21 protein-coding genes and 1 pseudogene are annotated in these 17,443 nt (G+C 55.4%); all 22 read right to left on the reverse strand.

Annotated elements, in window-relative coordinates; genetic code table 11:
* Positions 1-39 precede the first annotated feature (39 nt).
* The 22 genes and pseudogenes from nuoH to upp all read right to left on the reverse strand — a co-directional run bounded on the left by nuoH (position 40) and on the right by upp (position 17,224).
* On the reverse strand, positions 40-1,035 hold the full coding sequence (gene nuoH / locus M4I36_RS07150; protein WP_308661106.1) for an NADH-quinone oxidoreductase subunit NuoH: 996 nt from the start codon (positions 1,033-1,035) through the stop codon (positions 40-42).
* A complete protein-coding gene (locus M4I36_RS07155; RefSeq protein ID WP_258111076.1) occupies positions 1,035-2,159 on the reverse strand; it encodes an NADH-quinone oxidoreductase subunit D in 1,125 nt (374 codons plus the stop codon). Before M4I36_RS07155 ends, nuoH begins: the two co-directional genes overlap by 1 nt.
* Positions 2,160-2,244: 85 nt before the next feature.
* Complete coding sequence (locus tag M4I36_RS07160) at positions 2,245-2,994, reverse strand: NADH-quinone oxidoreductase subunit C (RefSeq protein WP_258111046.1); 750 nt, start codon at positions 2,992-2,994, stop codon at positions 2,245-2,247.
* A complete protein-coding gene (locus M4I36_RS07165; protein ID WP_258111047.1) occupies positions 2,991-3,533 on the reverse strand; it encodes a NuoB/complex I 20 kDa subunit family protein in 543 nt (180 codons plus the stop codon). The genes M4I36_RS07160 and M4I36_RS07165 overlap by 4 nt, the downstream gene beginning before the upstream one ends.
* The gene (locus tag M4I36_RS07170) at positions 3,524-3,892 is read right to left on the reverse strand and encodes an NADH-quinone oxidoreductase subunit A (RefSeq protein WP_258111048.1); all 369 of its coding nucleotides are present in this window, start codon (positions 3,890-3,892) and stop codon (positions 3,524-3,526) included. Before M4I36_RS07170 ends, M4I36_RS07165 begins: the two co-directional genes overlap by 10 nt.
* A 266-nt stretch (positions 3,893-4,158) precedes the next feature.
* A complete protein-coding gene (gene tatC, locus M4I36_RS07175; protein WP_258111049.1) occupies positions 4,159-4,926 on the reverse strand; it encodes a twin-arginine translocase subunit TatC in 768 nt (255 codons plus the stop codon).
* Between the two features lie 206 nt (positions 4,927-5,132).
* Positions 5,133-5,291, reverse strand: a pseudogene (locus tag M4I36_RS16840) (twin-arginine translocase TatA/TatE family subunit); the annotation flags it as partial.
* Between the two features lie 102 nt (positions 5,292-5,393).
* Positions 5,394-6,122, reverse strand: coding sequence for a ferritin-like domain-containing protein (locus M4I36_RS07185; RefSeq protein ID WP_258111050.1), 729 nt, complete (start codon positions 6,120-6,122; stop codon positions 5,394-5,396).
* 323 nt (positions 6,123-6,445) lie between these two features.
* Positions 6,446-6,886, reverse strand: coding sequence for an ATP synthase F1 subunit epsilon (gene atpC, locus M4I36_RS07190; RefSeq protein ID WP_258111051.1), 441 nt, complete (start codon positions 6,884-6,886; stop codon positions 6,446-6,448).
* 28 nt (positions 6,887-6,914) lie between these two features.
* Positions 6,915-8,321 (reverse strand): F0F1 ATP synthase subunit beta, encoded by a 1,407-nt coding sequence (gene atpD, locus M4I36_RS07195; RefSeq protein ID WP_258111052.1) that lies wholly within the window; start codon positions 8,319-8,321, stop codon positions 6,915-6,917.
* A gap of 13 nt (positions 8,322-8,334) precedes the next feature.
* On the reverse strand, positions 8,335-9,231 hold the full coding sequence (atpG, locus tag M4I36_RS07200; RefSeq protein ID WP_258111053.1) for an ATP synthase F1 subunit gamma: 897 nt from the start codon (positions 9,229-9,231) through the stop codon (positions 8,335-8,337).
* A 31-nt stretch (positions 9,232-9,262) separates the two neighbouring features.
* The gene (atpA, locus tag M4I36_RS07205; RefSeq protein ID WP_258111054.1) at positions 9,263-10,771 is read right to left on the reverse strand and encodes a F0F1 ATP synthase subunit alpha; all 1,509 of its coding nucleotides are present in this window, start codon (positions 10,769-10,771) and stop codon (positions 9,263-9,265) included.
* 116 nt (positions 10,772-10,887) lie between these two features.
* Positions 10,888-11,439: an ATP synthase F1 subunit delta gene (gene atpH / locus M4I36_RS07210; RefSeq protein ID WP_258111055.1), complete on the reverse strand. Its 552-nt coding sequence runs from the start codon at positions 11,437-11,439 to the stop codon at positions 10,888-10,890.
* Positions 11,433-11,918 (reverse strand): F0F1 ATP synthase subunit B, encoded by a 486-nt coding sequence (gene atpF, locus M4I36_RS07215; protein WP_258111056.1) that lies wholly within the window; start codon positions 11,916-11,918, stop codon positions 11,433-11,435. The genes atpH and atpF overlap by 7 nt, the downstream gene beginning before the upstream one ends.
* A gap of 49 nt (positions 11,919-11,967) precedes the next feature.
* Positions 11,968-12,219, reverse strand: coding sequence for an ATP synthase F0 subunit C (gene atpE / locus M4I36_RS07220; protein WP_258111057.1), 252 nt, complete (start codon positions 12,217-12,219; stop codon positions 11,968-11,970).
* A 112-nt stretch (positions 12,220-12,331) separates the two neighbouring features.
* Complete coding sequence (gene atpB / locus M4I36_RS07225; protein WP_258111058.1) at positions 12,332-13,096, reverse strand: F0F1 ATP synthase subunit A; 765 nt, start codon at positions 13,094-13,096, stop codon at positions 12,332-12,334.
* A 4-nt stretch (positions 13,097-13,100) separates the two neighbouring features.
* Positions 13,101-13,505 carry a hypothetical protein gene (locus tag M4I36_RS07230; RefSeq protein WP_258111059.1) on the reverse strand — a complete coding sequence of 135 codons (405 nt, stop codon included), beginning with the start codon at positions 13,503-13,505 and terminating at the stop codon, positions 13,101-13,103.
* On the reverse strand, positions 13,502-13,702 hold the full coding sequence (locus M4I36_RS07235) for a hypothetical protein (protein ID WP_258111060.1): 201 nt from the start codon (positions 13,700-13,702) through the stop codon (positions 13,502-13,504). Before M4I36_RS07235 ends, M4I36_RS07230 begins: the two co-directional genes overlap by 4 nt.
* Positions 13,703-13,712: 10 nt before the next feature.
* Complete coding sequence (locus M4I36_RS07240) at positions 13,713-14,063, reverse strand: hypothetical protein (RefSeq protein WP_258111061.1); 351 nt, start codon at positions 14,061-14,063, stop codon at positions 13,713-13,715.
* A 45-nt stretch (positions 14,064-14,108) separates the two neighbouring features.
* On the reverse strand, positions 14,109-15,293 hold the full coding sequence (locus M4I36_RS07245) for an acetyl-CoA C-acetyltransferase (RefSeq protein ID WP_258111062.1): 1,185 nt from the start codon (positions 15,291-15,293) through the stop codon (positions 14,109-14,111).
* Between the two features lie 105 nt (positions 15,294-15,398).
* Positions 15,399-16,580 (reverse strand): non-hydrolyzing UDP-N-acetylglucosamine 2-epimerase, encoded by a 1,182-nt coding sequence (gene wecB, locus M4I36_RS07250; RefSeq protein WP_258111063.1) that lies wholly within the window; start codon positions 16,578-16,580, stop codon positions 15,399-15,401.
* 14 nt (positions 16,581-16,594) lie between these two features.
* The gene (gene upp / locus M4I36_RS07255; protein ID WP_258111064.1) at positions 16,595-17,224 is read right to left on the reverse strand and encodes a uracil phosphoribosyltransferase; all 630 of its coding nucleotides are present in this window, start codon (positions 17,222-17,224) and stop codon (positions 16,595-16,597) included.
* Between the last annotated feature and the right edge of the window lie 219 nt (positions 17,225-17,443).

Consider the following 17,443-nt stretch of genomic DNA (forward strand, 5'->3'; position numbering starts at 1 on the left):
AATGATTTCTCGTGTCTGTAAAATCCAAATAAAACACGTTTACCAAAGCGTTGTGACGATAGCTGTCCCGACCAAATTGAGCATGGCGATAGGCAGTAGCACCTTCCAACTGAAACTCATCAGTTGGTCGACACGAATGCGCGGCATGGTGGCGCGCAGCCAGAACTGAAAGAAGATAAAGGCGAACACCTTGATGGCAAACCACAGCCAGCCCGGCAAAAATGGACCGCTCCAACCTCCGAGGAACAGTGTGGCCGCCAGACAGCCCATCGCAAAGACGTACACATATTCAGTCAACATGAAAAACGCGAAACGAAAACCAGTGTACTCCACGTGATAGCCAGCAACGAGTTCTGACTCGGCTTCGGGCAAGTCGAACGGAGTCCGATTCAACTCCGCCGTGGCGGCTACGAGAAAGACGCAAAAGCCGACAATCTGCGGAACGACATACCAAACCGTGCGCGACTGCGCGAGGACAATGTGGTTTAAATTGAGCGATCCGCTCATCAGCGCCACACCTACCAGCGACATGCCGAGCGGCACCTCGTAGGAGAGCATCTGCGCCGCACTCCGCATACCCCCGATGAGCGCGTATTTGTTGTTGGACGCCCATCCCCCAAGCATGACCCCGTGAATCGTGATGGCCGAGAGAGCCAAGTAGTACAAAAGTCCCACGCCAAAGTCCGCCGTGAAAATGTGTCGCATGGTAAAGGGAATGACGGCGAGCGTCATAAACGAAGGCACAAAGGCGATAATGGGCGCCAGAAGGAACAAAGACCGGTCTGCCTTCTCAGGCACAATATCTTCTTTAATCAGGAGCTTGAAGATGTCGGCGAAAGACTGCAAAAGTCCAAAGGGTCCGACACGATTCGGGCCGATGCGCCCCTGCATCCAGCCGATGACTTTCCGTTCTGCGTAAATGGTGTACGTGACCACCCCGAGTGTCACTGCGAGTGTGACGATGGCACCGAGAATCATGACGAGTACGTGTGGCCATGTAACCGGGCCGTGTTGCCACAACCAAAGGGCTGGCATCAGGCATCCACCTCCCCAAGCACAATGTCGACCGCGCCGAGAATAGCAATCAGGTTGGAGAGACTCTGACCACGCAGCAACTCTGGCAAAAGTTGCAAGTTCACGAACGACGGTTTGCGAATTTTTAGGCGGTATGGCTTGTCTTTGCCATCCGCTACGATGTAAAACCCTAGTTCTCCGCGCGCACCCTCCACGCCACAGTAATATTCTCCCGCCGGAACGCGAATGATTTTCGGAACCTTTCCAAGAACCGGACCATCAGGCATCTGGGCAAGGACCTGTTCGATAATCCGCAAGGACTGTTCCATCTCCAGCAAGTGCAAATAATAGCGGTCGAAACAGTCACCATGCTGTCCTACCGGGATGTCGAACTCAAAGCGGTCGTAGATGCTGTACGGCCGATTGCGCCGCAAATCCCAGCGCATCCCCGTGGACCGGAGATTGACGCCGCTGATGCCGTAGGCGAGGGCGGTCTTGGTGTCAAACACACCAATCCCCCGAACGCGATTGAGAAAGATTTCGTTTCCGGTGATGAGTCGGTCATACATCTCCAACTTGCCCTTCATCCAGGGGACAAAGTCTCGCACGTCGTCCAGCCAACCTTCTGGCGCATCGTATTTCACACCGCCGATGCGCATGTAGTTGTAAGTCAACCGCGCTCCACAGATGCGATTGAAAAGCTGCACAATTCGCTCTCGCTCTTGGAAAGCGTAGAGAAACGGAGACATGGCACCGAGATCGAGCAAATAAGCGCCGATAAAGAGCAGGTGCGATGCAATCCTCTGCATTTCCATGACGAGTACGCGCAAATGCTCGGCGCGCTCGGGAACCTCTAAATCGATAGCCGTCTCGACGGTGTGGCAGAGGGCGTAATTGTTAATCATGGAAGCGAGATAGTCGAGCCGGTCCGTGTAAGGAATAATTTGTGTGTACTGTAGATTCTCCGCCAACTTCTCTGTGCCGCGGTGAAGATAGCCGATGACCGGGTCAGCCTCGACGATGGTCTCACCGCGCGCCCGAACCAACAGGCGCAACACGCCGTGCGTGCTCGGGTGCTGGGGCCCAACGTTGAGCAGCATCTCCTCCATGCGAATGTCGTCGACCGCCGGGCCGCCGTAGGGCATGGGTGCATGTCCCTGAGCGGCGGGAGCGGAGTTTTGCGCCGCAGCGCTCCCCTTCTCTGACCGCATGGGTTCGCGGTCCGTCCCATTAGGAATCAGCGCCATCGCGGTTTACCTCCTCGGTCAGGGACGGATCGACAAAATCTTTGCGAAGCGGATGCCCCACGTATTCATCCCACATCATGATGCGGCGCAAATCCGGATGGCCCGTGAACTCAATGCCAAACAGGTCGAACATCTCGCGCTCTTCCCAGTTGGCTCCGGGGTGCACGGAGACAATCGAAGGGACGCTCGCGGCTTCACGCTCAGTGCGCGTCTTGATGCAGACCATGTGCCCGAACTTGGTGGACTCCACATAGGCGACCACCTCGAGATGCTCCTTATAGTCGGTCGCCGTGTAGCAGACGAGGTAGTCCAACTCCCACGAAGGCAGGGCATGCGCCGCTCTAAACACTGCTGGAAAGTGCTGCTTTCGAACACGGAGCATGGGCTGATGATGCACCGCCCCCACTTCCTCCAGCCACCCATTCGGCAACTGAGAAGCGAGCGCCTGCGCCAATTCCTCCGCTTTGGCCTTGGCGGCCTCCACCCATGGATTAGGTGGTGGAGGCGCTTTCTTTGGCGGTGCAGCCTTTGCCGGCGACGGTGAAGTGGCGGCGGAAGTCTTCGCCGATGACGCCTTCTCTGGGGCGGCGTCCGCAGAGGCCGTAGAACCCGCTGTGGACGCTGCGCTAGCCGCGTCTGGAGGGCCAGTCATGCCTGGAGCGGCTGGTGGCATAACGGCGGCCTCCGAAGAAGGGGGCGAAGATTCTGTCTTTTGTGTCCGGTCTTCCGTCATGCGCCTTGAACACTCCTTCCAGCGTCTCGGCGAATTTTCTTTTGCAGCAGGTTAAGGCCATAGATGAGGGCCGGCGGCGATGGTGGGCAACCTGGAATGTAGATATCGACTGGCACCACTTCATCGACACCTTTGACCACACTGTAGCTCTTGACATACGGTCCTCCCGCCGTGGCGCAGGAGCCCATAGCAACGACCCATTTCGGGTCGGGCATTTGGTCATAAAGCCGACGCAAGAGTGGAGCCATTTTCTTGGTCACTGTGCCTGCAACAATCATGACATCCGACTGGCGAGGCGAAGCCCGAAACATAATGCCAAACCGGTCCAGGTCGTAATGGGATGCCCCCGCCCCCATCATCTCAATCGCGCAACAGGCGAGGCCGAAAGTCATCGGCCACAGAGAGTTACTGCGCGCCCACGCCTTCAGTTGCTCCAAGCTGCCGAGCAACAGTCCAGCGCGATTGAGCACCGCATTCTCTTCCGGCGTCATCCCCTCAAACTCAATCTGCCTTGGCTGCATGCGAGGATTCAGTTCCATTCCAACACCTTCTTTCGCCAAGCATATAGAAGCCCAATGGCTAGAAGTACGATGAACAACACCATCTCCAGCAGTCCAAACTTGCCAAGAATGTGGTTGGCAACCGCCCACGGATAGAAAAAGACCGTCTCGACATCAAAGACGACAAAGAGAAGGGCAAACAGATAGTACCGCACATTGTAGCGTACGTGTGCGTCCCCAATCGGTTCCGCGCCACTTTCATAGGTGGTCTGCTTGGCTTTGCTGGGACGGCTCGGTCGAAGGAGCGGCCCGAGTCCCCAGAGGGCCCCGATGGGCAATAAGAGTCCTAAAAGAAGAAAAATAAACAAGTACAAATCGGTGCTCCAAGTGGACCCCAAGGGGCTATCCCCCTTTCTCGTGACGATGAATGGGAACAAATCTCTGCCGCAGAGGCGGAACATCTTACAGGCAGACCTTTCTGAATTATAGCATGGATTGGAACTATTGGGGTGTGGAATGAATGTCGAAGTCGAGGCGAGACCCAGAGAGGAGAGAGCCCGATGAAAGGGGGCGTATCCATGCAACATCCCCCATGTTTCGCAGGCAAATGCCTGGCTCATGGGGGATGCACGACGAGAGGACGGGGGACTTGCAGAGAGTGGGTTTAGGCACCACTGGTCAAACCCCCGGAGCTTGTGTCTTCGCTCTTGTCATATTGCTCACCGCGCCTTCTCTTTCTCGCCATCTGCACGCGACAGAGGAGGATGCTGATTTCGTACAGCGCCATCATCGGCACCGCGACACTCAGATGGGAGACCAGTTCCGGCGGACTGATGAAGGACGCGAAGACCACGATGCACAAGTACGCATATTTGCGCATACCCACGAGCCGCTTCGGTGTAATGACACCAATCTGAGTGAGAAAGAGCAACAGGATGGGCATTTCAAAAATGAGCCCAAACGGCAACGTCAAGGTGATGAGAAATTTGAAGTACTTCTGCGCGGTGAGCAAAACGATAAAACTCTCATTCGCCAAACTGAGCAAGAAGTGTAGCAGAATCGGGAAAATCAAGAAATACGAGAACAGTACGCCAAAGACAAACATGAAGGTCGCAAACGGCAGAAGACTCAAGGCGTAGTGACTTTCGCGCACAGTAAGCGCTGGTTTGATGAACATCCAGAGTTGAAACAGGAGAAACGGCAACGACAAGCCCAGTGCAACCATGCCGGCAACGCTAAAGTAGATTTGAATGACGTCTCCTGGTCCCAATACCGCCAGCCGCACCCCTTTTAGGGGGTACTCGAGAATGCCGAAGATTTGATGAACAAACACGAGAGCGGCGATGAAGGTGGCAACCAGGACAATCAAGCTGAAGATAATCCGCTTGCGCAAATCCGACAGGTGCTCCACCAACGTCCACGTGGGTTCCATTAGCCGACGGTCACCCGGTCAGCAGTCGACTGGGCACTGAGGTCCGTCGGGTGGACTTCAGCGGTTGATCCGGTTGCAGCTGCAGCAGTTTGCACACTTGCTGGGGTTGGGGACGCCATGTCCATGGATGAACTTCCTGTGCCAGCGGACGCTTGTGGAGCGGCTTCTGTCGATGCGGCGACGGCCGAAACGGTTCCCGTGCTCGGCACTTCGTCGTCTCCGGTCAGACCGTGCGTCGCCGACTTAAATTCTTTCAAGGTCTTTCCCATAGAACGACCAAGTTCAGGCAGTTTCTTGGGTCCAAAGACAATCAGTGCAAACAATATGATAAGAATCAGCCCTGGCACTCCGATATTTGAAAACATGTCATCATCTCTCCTTTGATAGTGTTCTGCTCGTTCATCAGTTCGAGGGGCGACCCCTTACCCGCCGCCACCTCGATGGTTTGCCCTGCTTCACGTTGCGGATTACGCGTTTGGATTGTAGACGCCACCGTCCACGGCGATTTTGATTTCTGCTTTGGTCGGCATCCAAAATGGGCCGTCTGGATTGGTCTTTGACTGCGAAAGGAACGGTACCAAGGCTTTCGCCACGTCTGCCACTGTGGCACCTTTCGGCGGAGCCTTTTCGAGGGTGAGATTGTTCGGAACACTCTTGTTCAAGATGACACGGCCCATCACGCGATGCTCCGCCTCAATCCCCATGATTTGGCCAGCCAGCTGCGCGAGGTCTGTGCGACCATTCATGCTGAACTGATAGATGGCAGCTAGATATGCCTCAATGAAAGCCGTCTCGAGCGCTTCGAGAACTCCGATGAACGCTGCGTCGCTGTCAAACGTGCCCTTCGGGAAGTAGAACTTCGGATGATTGCCAACGACAGACTTGGCTCCGGCACTCGCCAGCAGTTCCGCATGGAACCATTCTTCTTCGATAGCGGCGCGGACGTAAGGTTGATTGTCTTGATTGTTGGTCATGGTGAGTTTGCTCGATTTGACACCGGTGTAATAGAACGTAGTTGCGAGTTGCTCGGCGGTCAGAGCAAGATTGATAATTTCTTGAGTGGACTCTGCCATCGTGGCTGCAAACACCTTCGTGGGACCTGCGAGCAGTGGCTCAGCCAATCCCCCCATCGTGGCGGCTGCCCCCATGAAGCCAGCCTTTTTCAGAAATTCTCGACGCGTTGTACGAGTTTCCAAACTTCTCACCCCTGTGAATGGATTGGTAGACATTTCAGTGAGGTATACGGCAGGGTCGTATGAGCGGATCATAAAAAACAGGGTGATAGGAAAGTTTTTTTGGGGGAACTTTGCGCCGGAGTATGTGGGAAATTCCGTGCGAGGGGATGACGGTCATGAAGTGACCACCTGTCGGTCACGTGGAGACCGTAAGATAGGGTCGGTACATGCCGTCGCATCGAGTAGGGCGCACATTAAAAAGAGTCAGGCCCATGGGCCTGACTCTTGCGGTCTGATACCAGTCGTGGCCGGCCCACGGATGGGCCGCTCGACTCGACTGGCGTTTATTCGATCTCGTTGGTAAGCAAATGACCATACTGGGCCGCCCAATCGACCGCTTCGAGGCGGAGCTCGGCGCGCAGGCGCGCCGCCAACATGCGCTGCATCTCCTCGGCCTCGAGGCCCCCCCCAGCAAGGCGGGCGTTCGCCCGGTCGAGAGAGGACCGAGCGCGATCGACATCAATATCTTCAGGAAGTTCCGCAGCATCTGCGAGAAGAGTGACGCGGGTGGGCAGGACTTCTAAGAAGCCCCCTGAAACGGGAACTTTCGCCTCGCCACCGGGAACCCGGAGCTTGACGAGACACGGTTTGACCGTAGTCGCCAGCGCCATATGCCTGGGCAGAATGCCGAGTTCGCCGTAGCCGCCCTTGACGGTGACCATCTCGACGTCGCCCGTGTAGACCACTCGGTCCGGGGTGACGAGTTCAAACAGGACTGTACTCATTCGGACGACCTCCTACTTCCAGCGAACTTTAGGCCGTGATGCCGTCTTTCGCGGCTTTTTCCAGAACTTCTTCGATGGCACCGCAATAGCGGAAGTATGTCTCTGGAATGTCGTCGTGCTTGCCGTCGAGAATTTCGCCAAAAGACCGGACGGTATCGGCGACGGTGACGTATTTCCCGGGAATTCCAGTAAATACTTCCCCGACGAAGAACGGCTGGGACAGGAAGTTTTGCATCTTCCGGGCGCGAGCAACGATGAGTTTGTCATCGTCCGTCAACTCGTCCATACCGAGAATGGCAATGATGTCCTGCAACTCACGGTAACGCTGCAAAACTTGCTGAACGCCACGGGCGACGCGATAATGCTCATCGCCGACAATATCCGGCTGGAGCGCACGCGACGTGGACGCCAGCGGATCGACCGCGGGGTAGAGACCCATATCGGAGATTCGACGGTCCAAGTTGGTGGTGGCGTCGAGATGGGCAAATGTGTTGGCTGGTGCCGGGTCTGTATAGTCGTCCGCAGGCACGTAAACAGCCTGGATGGACGTGATGGAACCTTTGACCGTGGAGGCGATGCGCTCTTGCAACTGCCCCATCTCGGTCGCCAGCGTGGGCTGGTAACCGACGGCGGAAGGCATGCGTCCGAGCAGAGCAGACACTTCCGATCCCGCTTGTGTAAAGCGGAAGATGTTATCTACGAAGAAGAGTACGTCGCGCTCCTCCACGTCTCGGAAGTATTCGGCGAGAGTCAGTCCAGCGAGACCCACGCGAAGTCTGGCACCCGGCGGCTCATTCATTTGACCGAAGACCATGCTGGTCTTGTCGATGACGCCGGAGTCTTTCATCTCATGATAGAGGTCGTTTCCTTCGCGCGTGCGTTCGCCGACGCCTGCAAAGACGGAATAACCTCCGTGCTCTTTGGCGATGTTGTGAATCAGTTCCTGAATCAGTACGGTCTTACCCACGCCCGCGCCGCCGAACAATCCGACTTTTCCGCCCTTGATGTACGGTGCCAGCAAGTCAACGACCTTGATGCCCGTTTCAAAGATTTCGGTTTTCGTCGTGAGTTCGCTAAATTCTGGCGCGTTGCGGTGAATGGGCCAACTGGTATCGGCCTCGACCGGACCAGCTTCGTCGATGGCTTCTCCGAGCACATTGAAGATGCGACCGAGCGTCCCTTGGCCCACCGGCACCGCGATGGCGCGCCCCGTGTCTTCAACGTCGACGCCGCGAATCAGCCCATCCGTCGACGACATGGCGACCGAGCGGACGACGTTGTCTCCGAGATGCAGTGCGACCTCAAGAGTCAAATGAATAGAAACTTCGCCTTCGTAGTCAATGCGCAGTGCGTTGTTGAGTAGAGGTAGTTCGCCCTCTGGAAACCGCACATCCACGACCGGGCCGAGTACCTGTACGACTTGTCCTTTACTCAATCTATTCCCTCCCTTACTCGAGCGCCTGTGCGCCGCTAACCACTTCGACAATTTGCGTGGTGATAGCCGCTTGACGCGCACGGTTGAGTGAAAGCGTTAAGTCCGAAATCATTTCCTTCGCATTCTCTGTGGCATTGCCCATCGCCGTCATGCGAGCGGCGTGCTCGGAAGCTTTCGCGTCGAGCACGGCTTGGTAGACTAACGTCTCCGCATAACGCGGCAACAGAGCGGACAGAACCGACTCTGCATCCGGTTCATACAGATATTCCACACGAGTCGGCTGCGTACGGTCAGCGCTGAAGCCACCCACCCCAGCAGGGTCTGCAGCGCCCAAATCTTCGAGCGGCAGTACGCGTTTGACGATGGGCCGTTGAATGACTGGATTGATAAACTCGTTGTAGATGAAGTACAGTTCATCAAACTGTGCATCACCATAGGCCTTCACCACTTGTTCGGCCAGTTCTGCCACCGAGCGATATTCGGGCGCATCGGGCAGACCCGTGACTTCTGCGGCGATAGGATAGTGGAGGCGCCGAAAGAAATCGCGGCCCTTACGACCGACAGCAAAAATAGTGAACGCTGACTTGTCTTTGTGGCGGAACTCCTCAAGGGCCCGCCGAATGACCTGCGCGTTGTAGGGACCTGCTCGACCAGTGTCCGCCGTGATGATGAGATAGCCGGTTCGCTTGACAGGCCGCGACTGCAAAAGGGGATGCTTGACATAGCGAGCGGAGGCAAAGACGCCCGCCAACATCTCCTGCATTTTCGCGAGATAAGGCCTGGCGTTTTGCACCGCGCTCTGCACTCGCCGCAACTTCGCAGCAGATACCATCTCGAGCGCCTTCGTAATCTGCGCCGTGCTGCGCACGCTGCGAATGCGTCTGCGAATTTCGCGTGGGTTTTGCGCCACCTATGGTCACCGCCTTTCCTCTTTGGCGCGATTAGGCGACAAACGTCACCATGAATTTACCAACTGCTTCCTTCAACAAGTTGGCTGTGTCCTCTTTAATATCGTTTGTTTCCACGATGTTCGCGTAAATTTGTGGATAGGTAGATTCCACAAAGCTCAGCCACTGCTCCTCGAATTTCCCGATGGCAGCTGGCTCAATGTCGTCCAAATATCCATTGACCGCCACCCACAGCGATACCACCTGGCGTTCAAACGTCAGTGGGTGATATTGCGGCTGCTTGAGGATTTCCATCATGCGTGCACCGCGCGTCAATCGCTGTTGTGTCGCTTTGTCCAAATCGGACCCAAACTGGGTAAACGCCTGCAGTTCGCGATATTGAGCCAAATCGAGGCGCAGGGTCCCAGCCACCTTTTTCATGGCTTTCGTCTGTGCGCTACCGCCTACGCGCGACACCGACGAACCCACGTTGACGGCTGGCCGCTGACCGGAAAAGAATAGGTCGGATTCGAGGAAGATTTGACCGTCCGTGATGGAGATGACGTTGGTCGGAATATACGCCGAAATGTCCCCAGCTTGTGTTTCGATGAACGGCAATGCGGTGAGCGATCCCGCTCCGCGCGCATCACTCAGTTTCGCTGCGCGTTCGAGGAGGCGTGAGTGGAGATAAAAAACATCGCCAGGGTAGGCCTCGCGACCAGGCGGCCGACGCAGCAAGAGCGACATTTCGCGGTAAGCTGCGGCCTGTTTGGTCAGGTCGTCGTAGATGATGAGGGCGTGCTCGCCATTGTACATGAAATACTCGCCCATAGCGCACCCCGCGTAGGGTGCCATGAACAAGAGCGGAGCGGGATCGGACGCATTCGCGGCGACAACAATCGTATACTCCATAGCGCCATAGCGCTTCAATGTCTCAACCACCTGCGCGACGGTCGACTGTTTCTGACCGATGGCGACGTAGATGCACTTGATGCCCGTATTCTTTTGATTGATGATGGCGTCAATCGCAATCGCCGTCTTGCCGGTCTGCCGGTCTCCAATGATGAGCTCGCGCTGACCGCGACCAATGGGAATCATCGCGTCGATGGCTTTAATGCCCGTCTGCATCGGTTCATGCACGGACTTGCGGTCGATAACTCCGGGCGCTCTGGACTCAATGGGCCGAAAGACGGATGCTTCAATCGGACCGCGGTTGTCAAGAGGCTGACCGAGTGGATTGACGACGCGACCGAGCAACTCCGGACCCACAGGTACTTGGGTAATGCGTCCGGTCCGTTTGACAACGTCCCCTTCTTTGATGCCAAGAACCGAGCCGAGCACGATGACACCCACGTTGTCTTCCTCGAGGTTAAAAGCCATCCCGTAGACGCCATTTGGAAATTCAATCAATTCTCCAGCCATGACGTTGTCCAGACCGTGAAGACGGGCAATACCGTCGCCGACCGTGAGGACGACGCCCGTATCATACACTTCAACCGTCGATTGAAAGGACTCTATTTGTTGTTTGATGAGCCGACTGATTTCATCTGGTCGAATGCTCAATATGTTCACTCCCTTGCACAGAGTCTTGCAAATTTGCTCAGTGTCTTACAAAACAGCGCAGACCAGCGCATCTCCCCGCCGTCCGCGCCCACGATATCTAGCGAAGGCAACTGATATTATTGCGCCGACGAAACACTGGACACTCGCTGTCCGAATTGCACAAGAGCGCCAGCAACGGTGGCATCCAACACGCGATTGCCGAGGCGGGCACGATAGCCAGCCACGAGCTCCGGCCGAATTTCCACATGGGCGCGAACCGTCTTTTTCAGCTGCTCCCCTAGCTTCTGCTCCATTTGCAATCGATGCTCCTCAGTGAGCGGTTGAGCCGTCTCAATCCACACGGACTGAATGCCAGCTGCAGCCTCCACTAATTTGTCAACGCGCTCAGCAATGAGGTACAGATATGAAGCGCGCCTGCGATGGAAAAGGACTCTCAAGAAGCGATAGAGGACGTCCGGCAACGTTTCGCCATAGTAATTTCTCAGAAATTCCGTCTTCGCTTCTGCAGGAATGAGCGGATGCTCAAGGAAATCTCTAGCCTCCGTGCTCTCATGCAACAATTGTTTCAAGGCCTGCAGTGCTTTGGCCACCGACTCCGTCTCTTTGTGTTCCACAGCCCACTCGAAGAGCGCCCGCGCATATCGATTGGCGACCGCTCCATTCAGCATGCGAGTTCACCCAGCTTCTCTTCTGCCTCTTGAAGCATTTTGGCATGGGCTTCGGCGGTCACATAGTTGTGGAGCAACTTCGTCGTCAATTCGACGGTCAGCTCTGCCACGCGCTGGAGCGCCGCATTGAGGGCCTCTTCGCGCTCTTGTTGAATCAGCTGCCTACCCTCCGCCAAAATTCGTGCCGATTCTTCCTCCGCCTGACGAATGAGGTTGCGCGACTGTTCGTCGGCACGCATGCGGGCAGCGTCTAAAATTTCCTTTGCCTCTTTGCGTGTCTGTTCCAGAAGGCGTTTTTGCTCCGCCAGTATCCGCTCTGACTCAAGTCGATTGTGTTCTGCCTCTGTCAATTGACCCGTGACATAGACGCGACGTTTTTCCATAATGCCTGCAAGGGGTTTGAATCCCACTTTAGCAATAATCCAGAAGACGATTAGGAAGGAAACAATAGATACGATAAACGTTCCGACCTCAAACACCCGCGACACTCCCTCCTATCTCCGGCTTACTCGTTCTTGCAGCCGGCAATTACAGAGAACCCTGTGTGAAGAGCATGATGATACCGAACGCAAGCGCGATAACCGGGAAAGCCTCAACCAAAGCAACACCGAGCAAGGCGCTCGCAAAGATGGAACCGCGAGCCTCTGGCTGGCGAGCAACGCCCTCTACATACTTGCTCATGACCAAGCCGTCACCAACACCAGAACCGACAGCGGCAAGTCCAAGAAGAAGAGCTACCGCGATATCATAAATTGCCTTAATCATGTCTTTCTCTGCCATTCTTGTTCCTCCTCAGAAATTGAAGACTGAATTTTCGTAGGTTCTCCCTCATGGGATGGACGTGCACACACGGGCTATGCCGTTCGTGAGACCTTGAATGAACACCTTACTTTCAGTGATGTCCCGGCCCATCAAAAGATTTGTTTCCCACATATAGACACATCAAGATGGAAAACACATAGGCTTGAATCGTGCTGACAAACAGAGAATAAAGGAGCCACACCAGAATCAGCGGCAACGTCCAAGGAATCCAACCGAGTAGGCGCGGAGCCGTGACCATGACCGTCAACAGCGCTTCTCCCGCAAAAATATTGCCGTAAAGTCGCATGCCGTGCGTCAGTGGATTCGTGATTTCTTCAATGACGGCGAGCGGAGACGGACTGTAGAAGTGCTTCAGCCACTTCTTCGGGTGACGAAGACCGCGCGCATGCGAGAGAATCCAAACCATGACCGCCAGGCCGAGAGTCATGCTCATGTTGGCCGTTGGAGAGTCGAACAGCACTACTTCTCCTTTGGACTGACTCAAATCGTGCGCGGTAATGCCCCACATACCGGATGGACTGTGCAGGTGCAAGGCAATGATGCTGATGAGGCCGAGCCAATTGCTGACGAATAGGAACGTCAACATGGTAAATGCTAAGGGCAAGATGAAATTGACAGCGCCTTCAGTCGGCATGGTATCGCGCGCCATCGTGCGCGTAAACTCCACAGCCCACTCAAGAATGTTTTGCAGTCCCCTCGGATTGCGCATATCCATCCGCCGCAAGCCAATGCGCAAGACCACAACCACCACCAGTCCGGCGAGAAAAATCATCGCAATCGTGGTCAAGTTGATTTTGAAAATCGAGTTGGGGAAAAGCGTTGGAAAAGCTGGCATCTAATCACCTGCTTTCGCTGGAAGTTGTATCTTGGTTTCTGGCGATTCCGTAGAGGCCTACGAAAATGAAAACAAACCCGAGCAAAAAACCGACGAGGGTCATGTAAGGGTTGAACACGGTGTGCCACTTGGAAGCAACCACCATCACGACCGCGAGGGTACCAAACCGGAGAATTGTACCCACAATTCCGGACAGCAAAAGTGGTGCCCCAGTCGTCTGGCTGTTGGGCTGTCCCCCACGGATGAGTGTGAGCACGACCACCGCACCACCTAGCTCGCCGAGCAGCAGACCGCTGACCCAGACTCTCTCGGCAGACAACACGACCCACGCGATGCACGTCAGAGCGATGAGACCGAGACCCCACCACTGGATGGCGCGCAAGCGAGCGTTCAATCGGTTTTCCTTCATGGCCTGTCTCCTAAAATGTTTTTGATGAGGAACGCCAACCCCGATGCGCCAACAACGACTCCCACTACTACACCGAGTGCAATCATCCATTCATGGTGTGTCTGCACCGCCAGTCGATGGCCGAGATATCCAAACACAAGGACTGATACAGCTAACTGCAGCGTGGCACCAGAATAGACTGCAAACGTTTTCCACATTCTTGGCTCACTAGGCTTGTCTGTGGGCCTCTTCGGTGAACGTCGGTCGTTCTCGAATTTGTACACCACCCATTGTGAATCCAGAGAGGTCTATCGTCAGAGAGTCGATGAACAGCGCGGCAAACCAGGCTTGAATAGGATAAATTACGACATCTGCATCCATCCTGCCCGATGATGGGCTTCCGTAACCTCGTTCAAGGGCAAAAAGTGTTTCTGGAAACCTTCGTTTCGTAGGGTGAAACACCTGTGCCTCAGAGTGAAATGCCTGAACCCACGCTAATAGTACACTAGCAAAAAAGTTAGTGTCAACGAACCCGGCGCAAAAATCGTCATATTGCGCCGTATTGGCTCGTTTGTTCATAAAATCGACGCCTTTTCGATGTTTTTCTCTGTACAGTTCCGTTTCTCAAAGACGCTCGACGACCATTGCGACTCCCTGGCCTCCGCCGATACAGAGTGTCGCCAACCCCAGACGTCCTTGTCGCTTCTGTAATTCGTGCAACAACGTGACCAAAATGCGCGCTCCGCTCGCACCGATAGGATGGCCTAATGCGACCGCCCCACCGTTGACATTGACTTTGGCATAGTCCCAGCCGAGGCTTTTGCCGACTGCGAGAGACTGCGCGGCAAAAGCCTCATTCGCCTCAATCAGGTCGATGTCCGCCAGCGTGACCCCCGCCCGGGCAAGCGCCTTTTGTGTCGCTTCGATGGGACCGAGCCCCATCACTTCTGGAGAGACACCAACACTCGCGTAGCCCAACACTCGCGCCAACGGTTTCAGTCCGTGGCGAGTGGCAGCAGCTTCGCTGGCCACCACCATCGCCGCCGCACCGTCGTTGATGCCACTGGCATTTCCCGCGGTGACCGTTCCATCTGGTTTAAAGGCTGGCCGCAAGCGCGCCAACGTTTCGACCGTCGTGCCTGCACGCGGGAATTCGTCCGTGTCAAAGAGAACCTCCGGACCTTTACGCTGTTTGACGGGAACTGGCACAATCTCGTCGCGAAATCGCCCCGACTGAATAGCCGCCGCAGCCCGTGACTGGCTCTCGGCTGCAAATGCATCTTGCTCCTCTCGACTCAGAGAATACCGCTCTGCCACGTTCTCTGCGGTGATGCCCATGTGTACGTCGCAAAAGGCACACCAGAGACCATCGCGAATCATGCTGTCCACTACCACTCCATCGCCCATGCGATAGCCAGTACGAGCTTGCGGCAACAGGTAAGGTGCATTCGACATACTCTCCATGCCACCAGCTACCAGTAACTCCGCATCTTCGGCACGAATAGCTTGACTGGCCAACATGACGGCTTGAAGACCAGAACCACAGACTTTGTTGATGGTCATCGCAGGAATCGAGTCGGAAAGTCCGGCGCGAATGGAGGCTTGGCGTGCGGGATTTTGTCCCAACCCGGCCTGCAACACATTTCCCATCAGCACCTCTTCGACGGAAGCGTCCGGTGCTCCGGCCCGTCGCAACGCTTCTCGAATGACCAACGCTCCGAGGTCTGGAGCGGAAATGCTGGACAGTGCCCCCATAAAATTACCGATGGGCGTACGCACTGCTCCTGCTAATACAACGGATGATGGCATCGCTCATGTTCCCTCCTAAAGTCAAGCATAACGTATTTTTTGACGAAAGACGACACAAAAGGCATTGAATGCGTTTTCACCACTCCGCACAGACAAAGCTGCGCATCATCCCTCCGCAATAGCGTCAGCCATACCGTCCGTGCTTTTGTCATAGACGAACGGATTGGGCGCCGGCCCCCGCTGAAAGTGGTGGAGAATGGCTTGCACGATGCGCAGAGAGGCCACACCATCGCCGTACGGATTTTTTCGCATCGCCATGTCGCGATAGGCATCCTCGTCCGTCAACAAGCGCGTAGCCTCAGCGACAATCGCCGCTTCATCGGTCCCAACCAACTTGAGTGTACCCGCTTCAATGCCCTCCGGACGTTCTGTCGTGTCACGTAGGACCAAAACTGGCACACCAAGCGACGGCGCCTCCTCCTGAATCCCTCCAGAATCGGTCAAAATGAGCTTGGAGCGAGCCATGAAATTGTGATTTTCGACCACTCCGAGCGGCTGCATGAGATGAATGCGAGGGTGATTTCCCAAGTGTTGAAACACCGTCTCCTGAACGTTCGGATTGAGGTGGACAGGATAGACCAAATGCAGATTAGGAAAGCGCTCCACCAGAGTTAGAACCGCACGACAAATATCACTGAGCGGTTTGCCAAAATTCTCGCGGCGATGAGCGGTCATGTAGACCACCTGACCGTCTTCTGGCATGGATGCTAAGATGGGATGCTCGAAATTCGGACGAACCGTCGTCTTCATGGCATCAATCGCGGTATTGCCCGTGACAAAAATGGAGGCATGCGGTTTTCCCTCTGCTCGCAATTGATGTGCAGCCAGTTCTGTCGGTGCAAAGAACAAGTCGGACAGAACGTCCGCCAGTTGCCGATTCATCTCCTCCGGAAACGGACTATGCTTGTCATAAGTGCGCAGTCCAGCTTCGACGTGGCCAATGGCGACGCGCTGATAGAAGGCTGCCAGTGCTGCCGCAAAGGTCGTCGTAGTGTCGCCGTGAACGAGCACAATGTCTGGCTTTCGCCGCTCGATGACCGCTTCCATCCCCTCGAGCGCCTTGCGCGTGGTCAGCCCAAGCGTCTGCCGCTGCTCCATGATATCCAAGTCGTCGTCTGGAATGACTCCAAAGACATCCAAGACTTGGTCCAGCATCTCCCGATGCTGTGCCGTCACGCAGACCAAACCCTCGATGTCCTCATGATTCGCCAATGCGCGCACAAGCGGTGCCATCTTGACCGCCTCTGGACGTGTTCCGAAGACCGTCATGACTCGCAATTTGTCCATGCTCTTCGCCTCCTTTACCATGTCCCATACAGGCGGTCCCCGGCATCGCCCAGCCCGGGGACAATATATCCATGCTCGTTTAAACCCTCATCCACTGCTGCCGTATATATCTGCACATCTGGATGTTCACGCATAATCCGTTCCACACCTTCCGGTGCGGCCACGAGACACATCAACTTTGGCGCAACCGCCCCGTGCCGCTTCACGACCTCCAACGCCGCAGAGGCAGAGCCGCCTGTCGCGAGCATGGGGTCGACCACAATCACATCGCGGTGCGCCAAATCAGACGGTAGCTTACAATAGTATTCGACAGGTTGCAGTGTTTTCTCATCTCGATACAGTCCTACGTGTCCCACTTTCGCTGCTGGTACGAGGTTGAGAATTCCATCGAGCATGCCCAGTCCCGCGCGAAGAACGGGCACAAGTGCCAGTGTCTTACCAGCGATGACCTTCGCCGTGGTGGTTGCGACGGGCGTCTCGATGGTCGTCTCACGAAGAGGCAAATTGCGAGTCAATTCGTAAGCCATCAACATGGCGACCTCTTGAACAAGAGCACGAAATTCCTTCGTCCCAGTTCGTTTGTCTCGAAGTAGGGTAATCTTGTGTTGAATTAACGGGTGGTCCAAAGAATGGATGTCGCCCAAAGGGAAGCACAATCCTTTCGTCCGCGGGTCCCCCGACGTTTCGACAGTCGAACGTTGGAGGGCACACCAGGGGTTGTCCACCACAGTATATCAGACGCATACCTCCGTTCCGAATAGAGGATGGGTGCGGGGGGTTGCAAACTCGAGATTTTTTTCTGAGAATGGTATGCAAGGGCGATCTTTAGGCCGAAGATGGGAAAAGGCATGAACTTTTCACAG

The organism is Alicyclobacillus sp. SP_1 (assembly GCF_024706985.1).
Lineage (GTDB): Bacteria > Bacillota > Bacilli > Alicyclobacillales > Alicyclobacillaceae > Alicyclobacillus_I.